The following is a 13,892-nucleotide window of genomic DNA, read 5'->3' as shown; positions in this document are numbered from 1 at the left end:
GGGGAAAGGGCAGGGTCAGCCGAACAGGTCGTCGAGCTCCGCGGGCGTGCCGGCGTCGTGGAGCACGGTGTGAGCCGCGTGCCACCCGGCCATGCCGTTGACCGCGGGCCCGGGCGGCGTGGAGGCCGACGCGAGGTATACGCCCGGCAGCGGTGTGCGCCACGGCGCGGGGGAGAGGACGGGGCGGCGCAGGGCCTGACGCATATCGAAGACGCCGCCGGAGATGTCGCCGCCGATCTCGGCCGGGTTGATCGCCTCGCGGGAGGACGCCGGCACCGCGTGGTGGGCGAGGATCCGGTCGCGGAAGCCCGGCGCGAACCGCTCGACCTGCGCGGTGATGAGCTCGGTCGGGTCGAGGTCGGAGCCGTTCGGCACATGGATGTACGCCCAGAGCACGGCCTTGCCGTCGGGTGCCCTGGTCGGGTCGAAGAGCGACGGCTGGACGGCTAGGACGTAGGGGCGCTCGGACACGCGACCGACGGCGACCGCGTTCTCGCTGTTCCACACCTCGTCCCTCGTCCCGGCCACGTGCACGGTGGGCGCGTTCCGCACGTGCTCGTTCGTCCACGGGATGGGGCCGTCGAGCGCGAAGTCGACCTTGGCCGCCGCGGCGCCGTAGCGGTACCCACGGAGCGCACGGGCATACGACGGCGGGATGTCCGGGTGGGTGAGGGCGATCCGGGGGGAGGTGTTGAGCAGGAGCACGTCGCCGCGGTCCGGGTCTCCCCAGTCCAGCGCGGCGAGGTCGGTGACCCGGGTGCCGGTCTCGATCGAGCCCCCGTGAGCCTCCAGGTCGGCGATGAGGGCGTCGGCGATCACCTGCGAGCCGCCGCGGGGGTACGGCCAGCCGCCGGCGTGGGCGAGTCCGGCCAGCAGGAGCCCGGCCGCAGCCCCCGCGAGCGTGGGCTGGGGGGAGTTCGCGTGCGCGACGACTCCCGCCATGAGCGCGGCCGCCTCCTCGGTGCGGAAGGCGGCGCGCGCCAGGGGAGTGCCCTGGTCGAGCATGCGGATCGCGTAGCGGACCGCGGTGACCGGGTCGTGCGGGAGGCGGAGGAGCTGGTTCCCGGTGAAGTCCGTGACGCCGTCGATGTGGGTGCTGAGGGGGCGGAGCCGGCGCCGCCACGCGTCGCCGTCGATGCCGAGCTCGGCCGCGGTGCGCTCGATGTCGCGCCAGGCGATGGCGGCACGGCCCCCGTCCAGCGGATGGGCGAACGAGATCTCGGGGCGGATCCACTCGATCCGCTCGTCGAGCCCGAACGCCTGGAAGAACGGCGAGGCCACGGCCGCAGGGTGGACGGCTGAGCAGACGTCATGACGGAAGCCCGGGAGGGTGGCCTCCTGGGTGCGCAGGCCGCCTCCGACCGTGTCCGCGGCCTCGAGCACGCGCACCTGGTAGCCGGCGCGGGCCAGGGAGACGGCGGCGGCGAGGCCGTTCGGTCCGGATCCGATGATCGTCGCGAGTGCCATGCGGCCAGTCTCGCACGCGAGTCCGCGGTCAGCGGAGGGGGTTGCGCCGTGCGATCCTGGAAGGGATGAATGAAGTCCAGGGCCCGACCCCCGCCGGCACCTCCCGTCCGTACCGCTCGCTTCCCGAGGCGCTCCGCGCCCACCGCATCGATCCGGTGAACCACGCGTTCATCACCGAGATCGTCGAGGCCGCGGGGGTGACCTCGCTGATCGACCGCGGTCGCTACATCGAGGCGATCCGCCGCGAGGGGGCGGCGCTGCACATCGGCCGCACGTACACCAACGGCTTCACGGAGGACGAGGTCGTGACCGTCGGTTCGACCCGCCTCCGGCTGCAGCCCAGCGAGGGGCGCGCGCCCTACTTCTACGTCACGCACCCGAGCGAGTTCGCCCCGCAGACCCCGGTCAAGGCCAAGCGCTCCTCGACGCCGCGCACCCCCGCCGCTCCCCGCACGCCCGCGGCTCCGAAGCCCGTCGAGCGCGACTACGGCGTGTGCGACGTGTGCTTTATGGTGAAGACCCCCGCCGGCGGCTGCGGCTGCGACTGATGCCCGCCGCCTCCGCGTCGCGCCGCGGCGTCACCGTCCGCGAGGCGGAGTGGCCGGGTGACGCGGCCTTCGTCGGTGCCGCGGTGTCGACGTATCTCCGGCAGACCGAGCAGGAGAAGCACGACGTCCTGGGTGACCCCGCGGAATCCGAGGCCGAACTCCCCGAGCGGTACCGGCCGGAGGTCCGCGATCCGGCGACCGCGTACGCCGGCGGACGGGTGCTCGTGGCGGAGCTCGCCGGGGCTCCGGTCGGCGTGGTGATCGCGCTTCCGCATGCCGGGTACACCGAGATCAAGCGGCTCTGGGCGGATCCGGCGGTCCGCGGTCGCGGCGTCGGTTCCGCGCTGCTCGACGCCGTCCTGGTGGAGGCCGAGGGCGCGGTGCGGCTGTCGGTCTGGGACTGGCGCGACGCCGCGATCCGGCTCTACGCGTCCCGCGGCTTCCGTCCCGTCGACCCCTGGGACGACCGCGACCGCCTCCTCCGCTTCGAGTCGCGCACTTCGCTGCATCCGGCCGCCGAATCCAGCACAGTGCGCGATTCGAAGGGCTAGGCGAAGGCGCTCATCCCGGTGATGTCGCGGCCGAGCAGCAGGGCCTGCACGGATTCGGTGCCCTCGTAGGTGTGGATGGCCTCGATGTCGGCCAGGTGCTGCATGACGCCGTTCTCCAGGAGGATGCCGTTGCCGCCGAGGAGATCCCGCGCCGTCGCGGCGATCCGCCGGGCCGCCCGGGTGTTGTGGAACTTCGCGAGCGAGGCCTGCGTCGGCCGCAGCGCCCCCGCCTGCTCCAGATCGGCCATGCGGCGGCAGTAGAGCTGCATCGCCGTCAGATCCTCCAGCATGTGCGTGAGCCGCTCCTGCACCATCTGGAACTTCGCGAGCGGCTTGCCGAACTGCACACGCTCCTTCGCGTAGGCCAGCGCCGCCTCGTAACAGGCCGTCGCGTGACCCAGCGCCGACCACGCGACCCCGGACCGGGTGGCGTACAGCACGGTCGAGGCGTCCTTGAAGCTCTTCGTCCCCGGCAGCACCGCGTCCCGCGGCACCCGCACGTCGTCCAGGCGGATGTGGGCCTGATGGATCGCGCGCAGGGAGGCCTTCCCGCGGATCACGGTGCCGGTGTATCCGGGGGTGTCCTGCTCGACGAGGAAGCACCGCACCGCGCCGTGCTCGGCGGCGGACTCGTCGTCGACCCGCGCCCAGACGAACGTGATCCCGCCCGAGGCGCCGTTGCCGATCCACTTCTTGGCACCGCGGAGCACCCAGGAGTCCCCGTCGCGGCGGGCCACGGTCTCCAGCGAGACGGAGTCGGAGCCGTGGTCGGGCTCGGTCAGGGCGAAGGAACCGAGCACCGTGCCGTCGGCGAGTGCCGTGAGCCAGCGGTCCTGCTGGGCGGGCGAGCCGAACAGCGCGAGCGTCCGCAGCGCGAGCCCGCCCTGCACCGCGAGGATCGTGCCGAGGGAGCCGTCCCCGCGCGAGATCTCCATGTTGACCAGGCCCGCGGCGAGCGGGGAGAGCCGGGTCAGCGCGGGGTGGTCGACGCCGTCGACGACGAGGTCCATCTCGCCCATGCGGCGTGCGGCGTCGAGCGGGTACTCGGCGCGGTCCCACGCCTCGGCCATCTGCGGGGCGACCTCATCGACGTACGCCTTCGCGCGGTCCCAGGCCTCCCGGTCGGCGGCGGGGATGTCGGCGAAGACCGCGTAGTAGTCGCTGTCCTGCCGCCCGGTGACGTCGTAGGACGAGACGCGCTCGCCGGGGAAGGGGGAGGCTTCAGTGCTCATGGGTGCTCCTTCGTGACACCAGGTATCGTACTCCTCGATACTCGGTACCACGACCGCCTCGGTCGGCTCAGTCGAGCTCGGAGCGGAGCCTCCTGGTCACCTCGGCGATCGGCATCGACCGGGGGAAGACCGCCACGACCACATCGTCCGGAGCGCCCGCGTCGGCGGCCTCGCCCACGCCGTACCGCCGACGTGCATCCGCGAGCGCGGACTGGAGGGTGGACAGCGGCACCTTCTTCCGTCCGCGCAGGAGCTGCCGCAGCACGTGGTTGTGCACCGCCGTCACGAGCGCGGCGAAGCCCACCGCGTCCAGCGGATCCACCCCCGGCAGGGCACTGCGCAGGTACTCGTCGAACAGCCGCTCGTAGCGGAACACGGTGATGATCTCGCGTTCGCGGAGCACCGGCACCTCCCGCACGATCTGGTAGCGCCGTCGCGCGAGCTCCGGGTCGTTCGCGAAGTGCGTGAACACGGACTCCGATGCGGCGCAGACCGCGCCCCACGGATCGTCGTGCCCCTCGTCGAGGAACTCGCGGAGCTGCTCCAGCAGGACCTCGTGATCGGCGAAGACCACGTCCTCCTTGCCGCCGAACTGCCGGAAGAAGGTCGACCGGGAGACGCCGGCGGCCTTGGCGATCTGCTCCACGGACGTCTGGTCGAACCCCTGGGCGCTGAAGAGTTCGAGCGCGGCGGCGACGACGCCCCCGGTGCGCAGCTCTGCGGATTCGTGCATGGCGAAAGCCTAGACCGCCGCGGCACCGGCGCCCGACGGCCCCGGGGAGAGCACTCCGCTGACGCGGTTCCAGAGCTGCACGCGATGGGCGAAGTCGGCCAGCGCCTCCTGCTCTGCGGCGAACACCCGCAGCGACCCCTCGATCGGCTGGGCGCGCTCGTCCTGGATCCAGGTCTGGAAACCCTCTCTGCCGTACGACACCACGACGGTGTTCGTCTTGCCCCGGGGGTCGTCGAAGAAGCAGAAGCCGACGGAGCCACGCGCGCGGAGGTCGGCGAGGACGGTGTCGCGGTTCATGCGGATGCTCCGGGGACGGCCAGCTCCCGGACCAGGCCGAGACGCAGGTAGAACGTGAGGGGGAGGGGCAGCACGAGTTGGGTCGCGCCGCCGGGGTCGCCGAAGGCCGGGGCCACCGTGCCGCGGAAGATCGGGGAGTCCCAGCGGTAGTAGCCGATGTCCACGAGGTCGTCCAGGTCCCGTCGGAGGACGGCGTCCTCCGAGCGCTCGTATGCCGCGCGGATGTGGACGCAGTCGCCGACGACGAGGAACTGGTGGTACGCCGCGGGGTTCTCGACCCAGGGCAGGGAGCGCTCCGGATAGGCGGCCGGCCGTCCGTTCTCCACGAGGTAGACGTAGCGCGTGTTGAGCGACCCGTACATGTCCCACACCTCCGCGCCGCGGGGGAGCGGCTCGCGATCGATCGCGACGCCGTCGGGTCCGATCCACAGCTCCGTCATTCCCGGCCCTCGATCCGTCGGACGGCGTGCGAGTCCGACGCCCGGTAGCGGCGCGCGATCCGCAGGAAGAAGTCCAACGCCTCCGACTCCGAGTCGAAGCGGACGGGATCGTGGAATCTGCCGCCGCGCTCGTCCGTCTCCCACACGATCCACGCGTCGCCGTCGCGGTCGATCCACGCCGATGACTGTGGTCGACCGGTGGGGCCGAACCAGTTCGCGGTGGCGGTGAGCTTCTCATCGGCGATGATGCGCTGCACGTCGTCGGAGGTGAGCTCGGTCATGGAATCTCCTTCAATACGCCGAGTGTGATCAACTGTGCGGCCGTGAGGGGAAGCTGGACCTGCACCCCGCCACCCGTCGAGCCGAACCCGGGCGCGATGTCTCCTCGGTAGCCCTGCGAACCCAGATACTCGGGCTTGAACCCGCCCGCCAGAAGTTCGTCCTTGACGTCTTGCGGAGCGCGGTCGTAGACGCTCCGAAGATCGGACATGTCGCCGACCACTTCATAGCGGTGGTAGTGGGCCGGGTTCTCCACATACGGGAGGGACCGCTGATCGTAGGTATACGGGCCGCTCTCGGGGACCGGGGACGTGTAACGGCCCTCCGGAGGACCGTAGCGGTCGAGGACGTCCCCGACCTGTGGAGTGTGCGGCTGCCGGATCGGTTCCCCGCCCGAATCCAGCACGTACCCCTCGCCGGGAACCTGGCTCCAGTCGATGCTCCCGTCGGGCTGGAGCACGTCCGGTCCCTTGGGGATCTGGACGTCGGGCGGGAGCGTGCCGTTGTCCGCGAAGTCGTCAGCGTATTCCGGGTAGTTGCGGTCGAGGTACGTCTGGATCTGCTCGTCTGTGAGCGTGCTCTGGTCGCGCACGCTGGGGCCCGCGGGGCCGGAGCCGCCAGGCGAGGTGCCGTCGGGAGACGAGCCGTCGGGGGACGAGCCCCCGGGGGAACTGCCGTCAGGGCCGTGCGGGGCTCCGGGGCCGGACGGGCCATGCCCACCGCCCGGGCCGCGCGAGAAGAGGTCGCCGAGGCGCTGGAACAGCGACTTGAGCTCGTCGAGGTGCTTCGTGAGGGCTGTTACGGCATCCACGAGCTTGAGCACGGTGCCGGAGATCCGGGCGGTCATGGCCGAGACGCGACTCGTGGCCTGCGCGATGACGTACGGGGTGGCGGTGCCCAGCGACACGACGAGCGTGCTCGCATAGGAGATGAGGGAGCCGACCAGCTGCGACAGGGTGTCGCGGACCAGCTCGTGCACGATCTGCACGAGCATGGACGCGGTCTCCATGCCCGTCTTCATCCCGCCGGCCCAGGCAGCGGCCGCGGAGATGTGGGCGGCGACGTCGGACTGCAGCCGGAGGTAGGCCGCGATCGCCTCGCCCGACATCGAGCTGACGTCGGAGAGGCGGGCGTCGAGGGTCTCGCCCGCCTGCTCCAGCTGCTGCGCGATGTTGCCCCAGGTCGCCGCGAAACCGGCGACTTCGCCCGCATCGCCGGTCAGGTCGTTGAGCCAGCCCTTGAGCGGCTCGAGGTGGTCCATCAGCCACCCCAATCCCGCGGCGATCAGCGAGCCGAGCGGATCCATGGCCGTGGCCACGGTGTTCGCGAGGGCGGAGAAGGACGCGAGTCCTCCGGAGACCCAGTCCCCGCTCTCGATCGCGTTCACGAGGTCGTAGCCGTCCTCGAGCAGACCGGCTCCGCTGAACGGTGTCGTCGGGTCGATCGGTCCCGCCACCAGCGGGTTCGGCGGGGTCATCGGCGAGCGCCCTCCACGGACGACAGCAGCCCGCGGATCGAATCGAGCTGACGCTGCTCTCCCTCATCGAAGTCGTCCGCCAGGCCGCGGAGCTGCTCCTCGGACTTCTCCAGCATCGTCGCGGCGGCGGTGATCGCCCCGGCGGCGATCGACGAGACGATCTGTGCCGGGGGGACGAGGAAGGCGCACATCACGCCGAAGGCGCCGCCGCCCACGTTCATCGAGCCGGCGGCGTTCTCGGCGAGCCGGACGTCCGCGGCGATCTGCGCGACGCGCTGGGCGTGCTGGCGGACGGTCTCGGTGTCGACGGCGATCAGCTCGGCCATCAGCGGTACTCGATCTGCGGTCGGCCGTCCTGACTCGGGTCGGGGAGCTCGGCGATCTCCTCACGCAGATGCGCGACCGCCGCGTCCTCCGCGCCGAACGCCTCCGCCGCGATCTCGACCGCCCGCGCGCCCGCCGCCTTCTGCGCGGTGGCGGCGAGGGTGACGATGAGGGCGCCGAGGGCGGCGGGGGAGCGCTGCAGAGCGGCATCCGTGAGCGCGACGTCGGCGAGGCGCCCGGAGGCGTCCACCGTCACGGTGACGTCGCGGCCCGGAGAGGTCGCCTGCTCCCGCACGCCTGCGATGTCGTCGCGCACCTGCGCGGCCTGCGCGGCGCGGCGCTCCGCGTCCTTCACCTGCTGCTCGATGCGTGCGCGTGTCGCCACCGGATCCGACCAGTCGAAGGTGTCCGTCATCTCGTCTCCCCTGCCTCGACGCTCAAGAATCGTACCGGAGGCGTCGGCGCGTCGGGGAGGGCGTCGGGGCGTCGGAGCGCTCAGCCTGCGGTAGTAGGCTGGGGGACTGGTCGATGTCTCGACATCGAGAGAATCACCAGACCAGACCGCAGCCCAGTGAAGGAAGCACAGTGGATCTGTACGAGTACCAGGCACGAGACGTTTTCGAGAAGTACGGAGTGCCGGTCCTCGCCGGCATCGTCGCGGACACCCCCGAGGAGGTGAAGGCGGCTGCCGAGAAGATCGGCGGTGTCGTGGTCGTCAAGGCCCAGGTCAAGACCGGAGGCCGCGGCAAGGCCGGCGGTGTCAAGGTCGCCAAGACCCCCGACGAGGCGTACGAGGCCGCGAAGGCCATCCTCGGGCTCGACATCAAGGGCCACGTCGTCAAGCGCGTCATGGTCGCGCAGGGCGCCCGCATCGCCGAGGAGTTCTACTTCTCCGTGCTGCTCGACCGTGCCAACCGCTCCTACCTCTCCCTCTGCTCCGTCGAGGGCGGCATGGAGATCGAGCAGCTCGCCGTCGAGAAGCCCGAGGCGCTCGCGCGCGTCGAGGTCAACCCGCTGACCGGCATCGACAAGGAGAAGGCGGTCGAGATCGCCCGCGCCGCGAACTTCCCGGAGGACCTCGTGGAGAAGGTCTCCGACGTGTTCGTGAAGCTCTACGACGTCTACAAGGGTGAGGACGCGACGCTCGTCGAGGTCAACCCGCTCGTCCGCACCGAAGACGGCGACATCATCGCGCTCGACGGCAAGGTCACGCTCGACGACAACGCCTCCGAGATCCGCCACCCCGAGCACGAGGCGCTCGAGGACAAGGACGCCGCCGACCCGCTCGAGGCCAAGGCCAAGGCGTCCGGCCTCAACTACGTCAAGCTCGACGGCGAGGTCGGCATCATCGGCAACGGCGCGGGCCTGGTCATGTCGACGCTCGACGTCGTCGCCTACGCCGGTGAGAACCACAACGGCGTCAAGCCCGCCAACTTCCTCGACATCGGCGGCGGCGCCTCGGCCGAGGTCATGGCCGCCGGCCTCGACGTCATCCTCGGCGACCCGCAGGTCAAGAGCGTGTTCGTCAACGTGTTCGGTGGCATCACGGCGTGCGACGCCGTCGCCAACGGCATCAAGGGCGCCCTCGAGACGCTGGGTGACACGGCTTCCAAGCCGCTCGTCGTCCGCCTCGACGGCAACCGCGTGGACGAGGGTCGCGCGATCCTCGCCGACTACGCGCACCCGCTCGTGACCCTGGCCGCCACGATGGACGAGGGCGCCGACAAGGCCGCCGAGCTCGCCAACGCCTGACGCTTCGACAGGATTTAAGGAACAGAACATGTCGATCTACCTCAACAAGGACTCCAAGGTCATCGTCCAGGGCATCACCGGCGGCGAGGGCACCAAGCACACCGCGCTGATGCTCAAGGCCGGCACCCAGGTCGTCGGCGGCGTCAACGCCCGCAAGGCCGGCACCACGGTCTCCCACACGGACAAGGACGGCAACGCCGTCGAGCTCCCCGTCTTCGGCTCGGTCGCCGAGGCGATGAAGGAGACCGGCGCCGACGTGTCGATCGCCTTCGTCCCCGGCGCCTTCACGAAGGACGCGATGATCGAGGCCATCGACGCCGAGATCCCGCTGCTCGTCGTCATCACCGAGGGCGTCCCCGTGGGCGACTCGGCCGAGGCCTGGGCGTACGCGCAGAGCAAGGGCAACAAGACCCGCATCATCGGCCCGAACTGCCCCGGCATCATCACCCCCGGCGAGGCGCTCGTCGGCATCACGCCCGCCAACATCACCGGCAAGGGCCCGATCGGTCTCGTGTCGAAGTCGGGCACGCTGACCTACCAGATGATGTTCGAGCTGCGCGACCTCGGGTTCTCGACCGCCATCGGCATCGGCGGCGACCCGGTCATCGGCACCACGCACATCGACGCGCTCGCCGCGTTCGAGGCCGACCCCGAGACCAAGGCCATCGTCATGATCGGCGAGATCGGCGGCGACGCCGAGGAGCGTGCGGCCGAGTACATCAAGGCGAACGTCACCAAGCCCGTCGTCGGCTACGTCGCGGGCTTCACGGCCCCCGAGGGCAAGACCATGGGTCACGCCGGTGCGATCGTCTCCGGCTCGGCCGGTACCGCGCAGGCGAAGAAGGAGGCCCTCGAGGCCGCCGGCGTCAAGGTCGGCAAGACGCCGTCCGAGACCGCCGCTCTCATGCGCGAGATCATCGAGTCGCTCTGATCTGAGCTACGCTTGACCTGAAGGCCCCGGGCTCCACCCCGGGGCCTTCGTCATACCCCCGGTTCCTGCCGCCCCCTCCCTCAAGTCGCGCGATTGGTCCCATTCCGCGGCCGAATGGGACCAATCACGCGATTCCGGCGAGCCGTCTGCCCCGGCCCACTCCTCCTGACGGTGGAGCTCCCACCTCCCTCAAGTCGCGCAAATGGCCCCATTCCGTGTCGGAATGGGGCCATTTGCGCGATTCGAAGCGGGGTTAGATCCCGACGCCGAAGAGGGCCTCGATGGGACCGCGGGCGAAGAAGATGAGGAAGCCGGCGCCGACCACCCACAGCAGCGGGCTGATGGTCTTGGCCTTGCCGGAGAAGGCGTGGATGAGCACCCAGCTCACGAAGCCCGCCCCGATGCCGTTGGCGATCGAGTACGTCAGCGGCATGACGGAGACCGTGAGGAACACCGGCAGCAGGACCCGGAAGTCGCCGAAGTCGATGTGCCGGATCTGGGCCATCATCATCGCACCGACGATGATCAGGGCCGCGGCGGCGATCTCGGTCGGGACGATCGAGGTCAGCGGGGTGAGGAACATCGCGATGAGGAACACGATGCCCGTCACGACGTTCGCCAGTCCCGTGCGGGCGCCCTCGCCGATGCCGGCGCCGGACTCGATGAAGACCGTGCTGGAGGACGACGAGGTCGCACCACCGGCGATCGCGCCGACGCCCTCGACCACCAGCGCCGACTTGATGCGCGGGAAGTCGCCGTTGTCGTCGGCGAGGTTCGCCTCCTTCGCCAGACCCGTCATGGTGCCCATGGCGTCGAAGAAGTTCGTGAAGAGGAGCGTGAAGACGATCATCACGAGCGCGACGAGGCTGACCTTGCCGAGGTCGAACGAGAAGTCGACGGCGCCGATGAGGCTCAGGTCGGGGACGCTGACGGGGGAGCCGTTCAGTGCCGGGACGGTGAGACCCCAGCCGCCGGGGTTGACGACATTGCCCTCATCGTCGACGCCGCGGGCGCCGATGTGCCAGATCGCCTCGACGACGACCGCGAGCACGGTGCCGCCGATGAGGCCGATGAGCATGCCGCCCTTGATGCGGAGTGCGACGAGGATGCCGGTGAGCAGCAGCGTGATCACGAACAGCAGGCTCGGCACGGTGGCCACGGAGCCGTTGACGCCGAGGCCGACGGGCGGGGACGAGGCGCCGGTCGCGGTGACGAAGCCGGAGTTGACGAACCCGATGAACGCGATGAAGAGGCCGATGCCGACCGTGATCGCGATCTTCAGCTGGAACGGTACGGCGTCGAAGATCGCCTTCCGCAGCCCGGTGGCGGCGAGGAGCACGATCACGACGCCGTTGATCATCACGAGCGCCATCGCCTCGGGCCAGGTGACCTGGCCGACGACGGAGAACGCGACGAAGGCGTTGATGCCGAGACCGGCGGCGAAGCCGAACGGCAGACGGGTGACGACGCCGAAGAGGATCGTCATGACGCCGGCGGTCAGGGCCGTCGCGGCGCCGACGGCGTTGAAGTCGAGCATGTCGCCGGCGACGTCCGGCTTTCCGGACAGGATGATCGGGTTCAGGATCACGATGTAGGCCATCGTGACGAACGTCACGAGGCCTCCACGGATCTCGGTGCCGATCGTCGATCCGCGCTTGCTGATCTCGAAGAAGCGGTCCAGGGTACCGGTGGGGCCGGTGGACGCCGGGGCGGGCGGGGCAGTTGTCATCGGGAAACCTCCGGAGAAACGCTACCGTGTCGCCGCCCCCGCGCGCGCCCACGGGGGACGGGAAGGAACTCGTCGTAGTCTCGGAAGCGCTATGCAACGCCTCCTCGTCGCGCTCCTCGCCGCCCTCGATGCCGCCATCGCGGCGGCCATCGGGCTCGTCGTGCTGCTGGCGCCGTTGACGCTCCTCTGGACGCTGGCCTTCGGGATCACCGCCGACTGGGGCGCACTCTGGCCGCTCACCGGCACGCTCTGGGAGTTCGGCCACGGCGTCCCCCTGGAGATCACGATCCCGGACACGCTGCTCGTCGCCCTGGCGATCCCCGCAGACGCCGCGCGGTTCGTCGTCTCGGTCACGCCGCTGGCCTTCCTGCTCCTCACCCTGCTCTTCGCCGCGCGCTCCGGGGGCCGCGCGGCGCGCTCCGGGGCATGGCTGCTGGGGTCGCTGTCGGGGACCGTCGTGTTCGCCGTCATCTCCACGGTCGTCGCCCTCACATCGGCGCTCGGGGCCGCGCCGGTCCCGCTGGCTCTCGCGATCTTGCTGCCGCCCGCTGTGTACCTCGTGGGCGCGGTGTGCGGCGCCGTGCGGGTGGCATGGGAGGACGGCGACGGCGGACTGCTCGACCGTGTCCATGACGTCCTGGACGCCAGGGAGGACTGGGCGCCGGTGCCCTCCTCGATCGTGCGCGGCGCCGCGTTCGCGCTCGTGGGCGTGACGGGAGCCGCCGCGTTGGCCGTCGCCCTGTCGGTCCTCACGCGCGGTGGAGAGGTCGTCGCGCTGTTCCAGGCGGCGCGGGTCGACGCCCTCGGCGCGACCGTGCTGACCCTCGGGCAGCTCGCGTATCTGCCGACCTTCGTGGTGTGGGCGGCCGCGTGGCTGGCCGGGCCCGGGTTCGCGGTCGGTGCGGGGACCGCGGTGTCGCCCGCCGGCACCCAGCTCGGCGTCGTGCCCGGCATCCCGGCGTTCGGCCTGCTGCCGGAGAACTCCTCGATCTGGATGCTCATCGTGGTCCTGATCCCCGTGGCCGCCGGTGCGTTCGCGGGGTGGGCCGTCCGCTCGCGTCTGGTGTGGGAGGGGACACCGCTCGGCATCCCGCAGCGGACCGTGATCGCCGTGGGGATCGCTGCGGTCGCGGCCGGTGTCGCCGCGCTCGCCGCGATGTTCGCGAACGGGTCGATGGGGCCGGGACGCCTCGGGACGGTCGGTCCGGCGGTGCTGCCGTTCGCGCTGTCCCTCGGCGCGGAGGTCCTCGTGGGTGCGGCGATCCTGCTGCTGTCGCCCCGTCACCGGGACGAACTCGCCGAGGAGCGCACGGACCGCTGGATCGCCGAGATGTCCACGCTGGCCTCCGAGGACGCCGGCGACGACCGGAGCCCGCACCCGGGCTTCCCGTCCTCCGAAGACACCGCGCCGCTGGACGCGCTGCGCGACCTCGGGACACCGCGCGGACCCGTCGAGGACGATCGCCCCTAGCGGCCCTGCCCGCCCCGCGGTCGGGACGGTGCCTGTGCGGCACGCCGGTAGACTGGGCGCGTGCTCACGGTCGCCGTACTCATCTCGGGCGCCGGCTCGAACCTTCGCGCCCTCCTCGAGGCCGCTCGTCACCCCGATTTCCCGGCGCGTGTCGTCGTCGTCGGGGCGGATCGCGAAGCCGACGGGCTGGCCCATGCCGAGGAGTTCGGCATCCCCAGCTTCACCGTGCCGTGGCACGAGCACGAGAGCCGCGAGGCGTGGGGCGAGGAGCTGGGCCGTCAGCTCGCCGTCTGGTCGCCGGACCTCGTGGTGCTCAGCGGCCTCATGCGCCTGCTGCCGTCCTCCCTCGTCGCCGCCTATGCGCCGCGGATCATCAATACCCATCCCGCGTACCTCCCGGAGTTCCCCGGAGCGCACGGCGTCCGCGACGCCCTCGCCGCGGGCGTCCGGGAGACGGGCGCCAGCGTGATCGTCGTGGACGACGGGGTCGACACCGGCCCCATCCTCGCCCAGGAGCGCGTGCCGATCCGGGTCGACGACACCGAGCACACGCTGCACGAGCGCATCAAGCCGGTCGAGCGCCGGCTCCTCATCGACGTCGTCCGGCGCATCGCGACCGGCGACCTCGCCCTGACCTCCGCCCCCTGACCCCCGACGCCCC

Annotated in this window: 16 protein-coding genes; 6 read left to right on the top strand and 10 right to left on the bottom strand. The window is 71.1% G+C overall.

Annotated elements, in window-relative coordinates; translation table 11 throughout:
* Nucleotides 1–15: 15 nt before the first annotated feature.
* Nucleotides 16–1,467, bottom strand: a complete 1,452-nt coding sequence (locus BV453_RS04395; RefSeq protein WP_249520977.1) for an NAD(P)/FAD-dependent oxidoreductase — start codon at nucleotides 1,465–1,467, stop codon at nucleotides 16–18.
* A 65-nt stretch (nucleotides 1,468–1,532) separates the two neighbouring features.
* On the opposite strand from BV453_RS04395, the gene BV453_RS04390 reads away from it, so the two are divergent.
* Nucleotides 1,533–2,015, top strand: a complete 483-nt coding sequence (locus BV453_RS04390; RefSeq protein WP_062635910.1) for a hypothetical protein — start codon at nucleotides 1,533–1,535, stop codon at nucleotides 2,013–2,015.
* The gene (locus tag BV453_RS04385; protein ID WP_249520976.1) at nucleotides 2,015–2,566 is read left to right on the top strand and encodes a GNAT family N-acetyltransferase; all 552 of its coding nucleotides are present in this window, start codon (nucleotides 2,015–2,017) and stop codon (nucleotides 2,564–2,566) included. Before BV453_RS04390 ends, BV453_RS04385 begins: the two co-directional genes overlap by 1 nt.
* On the opposite strand, the gene BV453_RS04380 is transcribed toward BV453_RS04385, so the two are convergent.
* The 8 genes from BV453_RS04380 to BV453_RS04345 all read right to left on the bottom strand — a co-directional run bounded on the left by BV453_RS04380 (nucleotide 2,563) and on the right by BV453_RS04345 (nucleotide 7,763).
* Nucleotides 2,563–3,798 carry an acyl-CoA dehydrogenase family protein gene (locus tag BV453_RS04380; RefSeq protein ID WP_249520975.1) on the bottom strand — a complete coding sequence of 412 codons (1,236 nt, stop codon included), beginning with the start codon at nucleotides 3,796–3,798 and terminating at the stop codon, nucleotides 2,563–2,565. The two genes, BV453_RS04385 and BV453_RS04380, sit on opposite strands and share 4 nt — an antisense overlap.
* Before the next feature lie 67 nt (nucleotides 3,799–3,865).
* Nucleotides 3,866–4,531 carry a TetR/AcrR family transcriptional regulator gene (locus BV453_RS04375; RefSeq protein WP_025103770.1) on the bottom strand — a complete coding sequence of 222 codons (666 nt, stop codon included), beginning with the start codon at nucleotides 4,529–4,531 and terminating at the stop codon, nucleotides 3,866–3,868.
* A gap of 9 nt (nucleotides 4,532–4,540) precedes the next feature.
* Nucleotides 4,541–4,828, bottom strand: a complete 288-nt coding sequence (locus BV453_RS04370; protein ID WP_249520974.1) for a hypothetical protein — start codon at nucleotides 4,826–4,828, stop codon at nucleotides 4,541–4,543.
* On the bottom strand, nucleotides 4,825–5,268 hold the full coding sequence (locus BV453_RS04365) for a TNT domain-containing protein (protein ID WP_249520973.1): 444 nt from the start codon (nucleotides 5,266–5,268) through the stop codon (nucleotides 4,825–4,827). The genes BV453_RS04370 and BV453_RS04365 overlap by 4 nt, the downstream gene beginning before the upstream one ends.
* Nucleotides 5,265–5,549: a hypothetical protein gene (locus BV453_RS04360; protein ID WP_126894112.1), complete on the bottom strand. Its 285-nt coding sequence runs from the start codon at nucleotides 5,547–5,549 to the stop codon at nucleotides 5,265–5,267. Before BV453_RS04360 ends, BV453_RS04365 begins: the two co-directional genes overlap by 4 nt.
* Complete coding sequence (locus BV453_RS04355; RefSeq protein WP_249520972.1) at nucleotides 5,546–7,024, bottom strand: TNT domain-containing protein; 1,479 nt, start codon at nucleotides 7,022–7,024, stop codon at nucleotides 5,546–5,548. The genes BV453_RS04360 and BV453_RS04355 overlap by 4 nt, the downstream gene beginning before the upstream one ends.
* Nucleotides 7,021–7,350 (bottom strand): type VII secretion target, encoded by a 330-nt coding sequence (locus tag BV453_RS04350; RefSeq protein WP_025103775.1) that lies wholly within the window; start codon nucleotides 7,348–7,350, stop codon nucleotides 7,021–7,023. Before BV453_RS04350 ends, BV453_RS04355 begins: the two co-directional genes overlap by 4 nt.
* Nucleotides 7,350–7,763 carry a YbaB/EbfC family nucleoid-associated protein gene (locus BV453_RS04345; protein WP_025103776.1) on the bottom strand — a complete coding sequence of 138 codons (414 nt, stop codon included), beginning with the start codon at nucleotides 7,761–7,763 and terminating at the stop codon, nucleotides 7,350–7,352. Before BV453_RS04345 ends, BV453_RS04350 begins: the two co-directional genes overlap by 1 nt.
* Nucleotides 7,764–7,933: 170 nt before the next feature.
* On the opposite strand from BV453_RS04345, the gene sucC reads away from it, so the two are divergent.
* Both sucC and sucD read left to right on the top strand, forming a co-directional pair.
* A complete protein-coding gene (gene sucC, locus BV453_RS04340; RefSeq protein ID WP_025103777.1) occupies nucleotides 7,934–9,100 on the top strand; it encodes an ADP-forming succinate--CoA ligase subunit beta in 1,167 nt (388 codons plus the stop codon).
* 28 nt (nucleotides 9,101–9,128) lie between these two features.
* Nucleotides 9,129–10,031, top strand: coding sequence for a succinate--CoA ligase subunit alpha (sucD, locus tag BV453_RS04335; protein WP_025103778.1), 903 nt, complete (start codon nucleotides 9,129–9,131; stop codon nucleotides 10,029–10,031).
* Nucleotides 10,032–10,284: 253 nt separating this feature from the next.
* Here the strand turns inward: sucD and BV453_RS04330 are convergent, their stop codons facing one another.
* Nucleotides 10,285–11,760: an NCS2 family permease gene (locus tag BV453_RS04330; protein ID WP_025103779.1), complete on the bottom strand. Its 1,476-nt coding sequence runs from the start codon at nucleotides 11,758–11,760 to the stop codon at nucleotides 10,285–10,287.
* 91 nt (nucleotides 11,761–11,851) lie between these two features.
* On the opposite strand from BV453_RS04330, the gene BV453_RS04325 reads away from it, so the two are divergent.
* Both BV453_RS04325 and purN read left to right on the top strand, forming a co-directional pair.
* Complete coding sequence (locus BV453_RS04325; protein WP_249520971.1) at nucleotides 11,852–13,231, top strand: DUF6350 family protein; 1,380 nt, start codon at nucleotides 11,852–11,854, stop codon at nucleotides 13,229–13,231.
* Nucleotides 13,232–13,291: 60 nt separating this feature from the next.
* On the top strand, nucleotides 13,292–13,879 hold the full coding sequence (purN, locus tag BV453_RS04320; protein WP_249520970.1) for a phosphoribosylglycinamide formyltransferase: 588 nt from the start codon (nucleotides 13,292–13,294) through the stop codon (nucleotides 13,877–13,879).
* Nucleotides 13,880–13,892 lie beyond the last annotated feature (13 nt).

The organism is Microbacterium sp. ER1, from assembly GCF_023383675.1.
Classification (GTDB): domain Bacteria; phylum Actinomycetota; class Actinomycetes; order Actinomycetales; family Microbacteriaceae; genus Microbacterium.
The sequence above is the reverse complement of the archived record's forward strand: the minus strand, read 5'-3'. Positions and strand labels throughout refer to the sequence as shown.

Bases quoted from the DNA above. Each gene is read 5' to 3' on its own strand.
- BV453_RS04395 (WP_249520977.1), bottom strand. From the start codon at position 1,467: ATGGCACTCGCGACGATCATCGGATCCGGACCGAACGGCCTCGCCGCC.
- BV453_RS04390 (WP_062635910.1), top strand. From the start codon at position 1,533: ATGAATGAAGTCCAGGGCCCGACCCCCGCCGGCACCTCCCGTCCGTAC.
- BV453_RS04385 (WP_249520976.1), top strand. From the start codon at position 2,015: ATGCCCGCCGCCTCCGCGTCGCGCCGCGGCGTCACCGTCCGCGAGGCG.
- BV453_RS04380 (WP_249520975.1), bottom strand. From the start codon at position 3,798: ATGAGCACTGAAGCCTCCCCCTTCCCCGGCGAGCGCGTCTCGTCCTAC.
- BV453_RS04375 (WP_025103770.1), bottom strand. From the start codon at position 4,531: ATGCACGAATCCGCAGAGCTGCGCACCGGGGGCGTCGTCGCCGCCGCG.
- BV453_RS04370 (WP_249520974.1), bottom strand. From the start codon at position 4,828: ATGAACCGCGACACCGTCCTCGCCGACCTCCGCGCGCGTGGCTCCGTC.
- BV453_RS04365 (WP_249520973.1), bottom strand. From the start codon at position 5,268: ATGACGGAGCTGTGGATCGGACCCGACGGCGTCGCGATCGATCGCGAG.
- BV453_RS04360 (WP_126894112.1), bottom strand. From the start codon at position 5,549: ATGACCGAGCTCACCTCCGACGACGTGCAGCGCATCATCGCCGATGAG.
- BV453_RS04355 (WP_249520972.1), bottom strand. From the start codon at position 7,024: ATGACCCCGCCGAACCCGCTGGTGGCGGGACCGATCGACCCGACGACA.
- BV453_RS04350 (WP_025103775.1), bottom strand. From the start codon at position 7,350: ATGGCCGAGCTGATCGCCGTCGACACCGAGACCGTCCGCCAGCACGCC.
- BV453_RS04345 (WP_025103776.1), bottom strand. From the start codon at position 7,763: ATGACGGACACCTTCGACTGGTCGGATCCGGTGGCGACACGCGCACGC.
- sucD (WP_025103778.1), top strand. From the start codon at position 9,129: ATGTCGATCTACCTCAACAAGGACTCCAAGGTCATCGTCCAGGGCATC.
- BV453_RS04330 (WP_025103779.1), bottom strand. From the start codon at position 11,760: ATGACAACTGCCCCGCCCGCCCCGGCGTCCACCGGCCCCACCGGTACC.
- BV453_RS04325 (WP_249520971.1), top strand. From the start codon at position 11,852: ATGCAACGCCTCCTCGTCGCGCTCCTCGCCGCCCTCGATGCCGCCATC.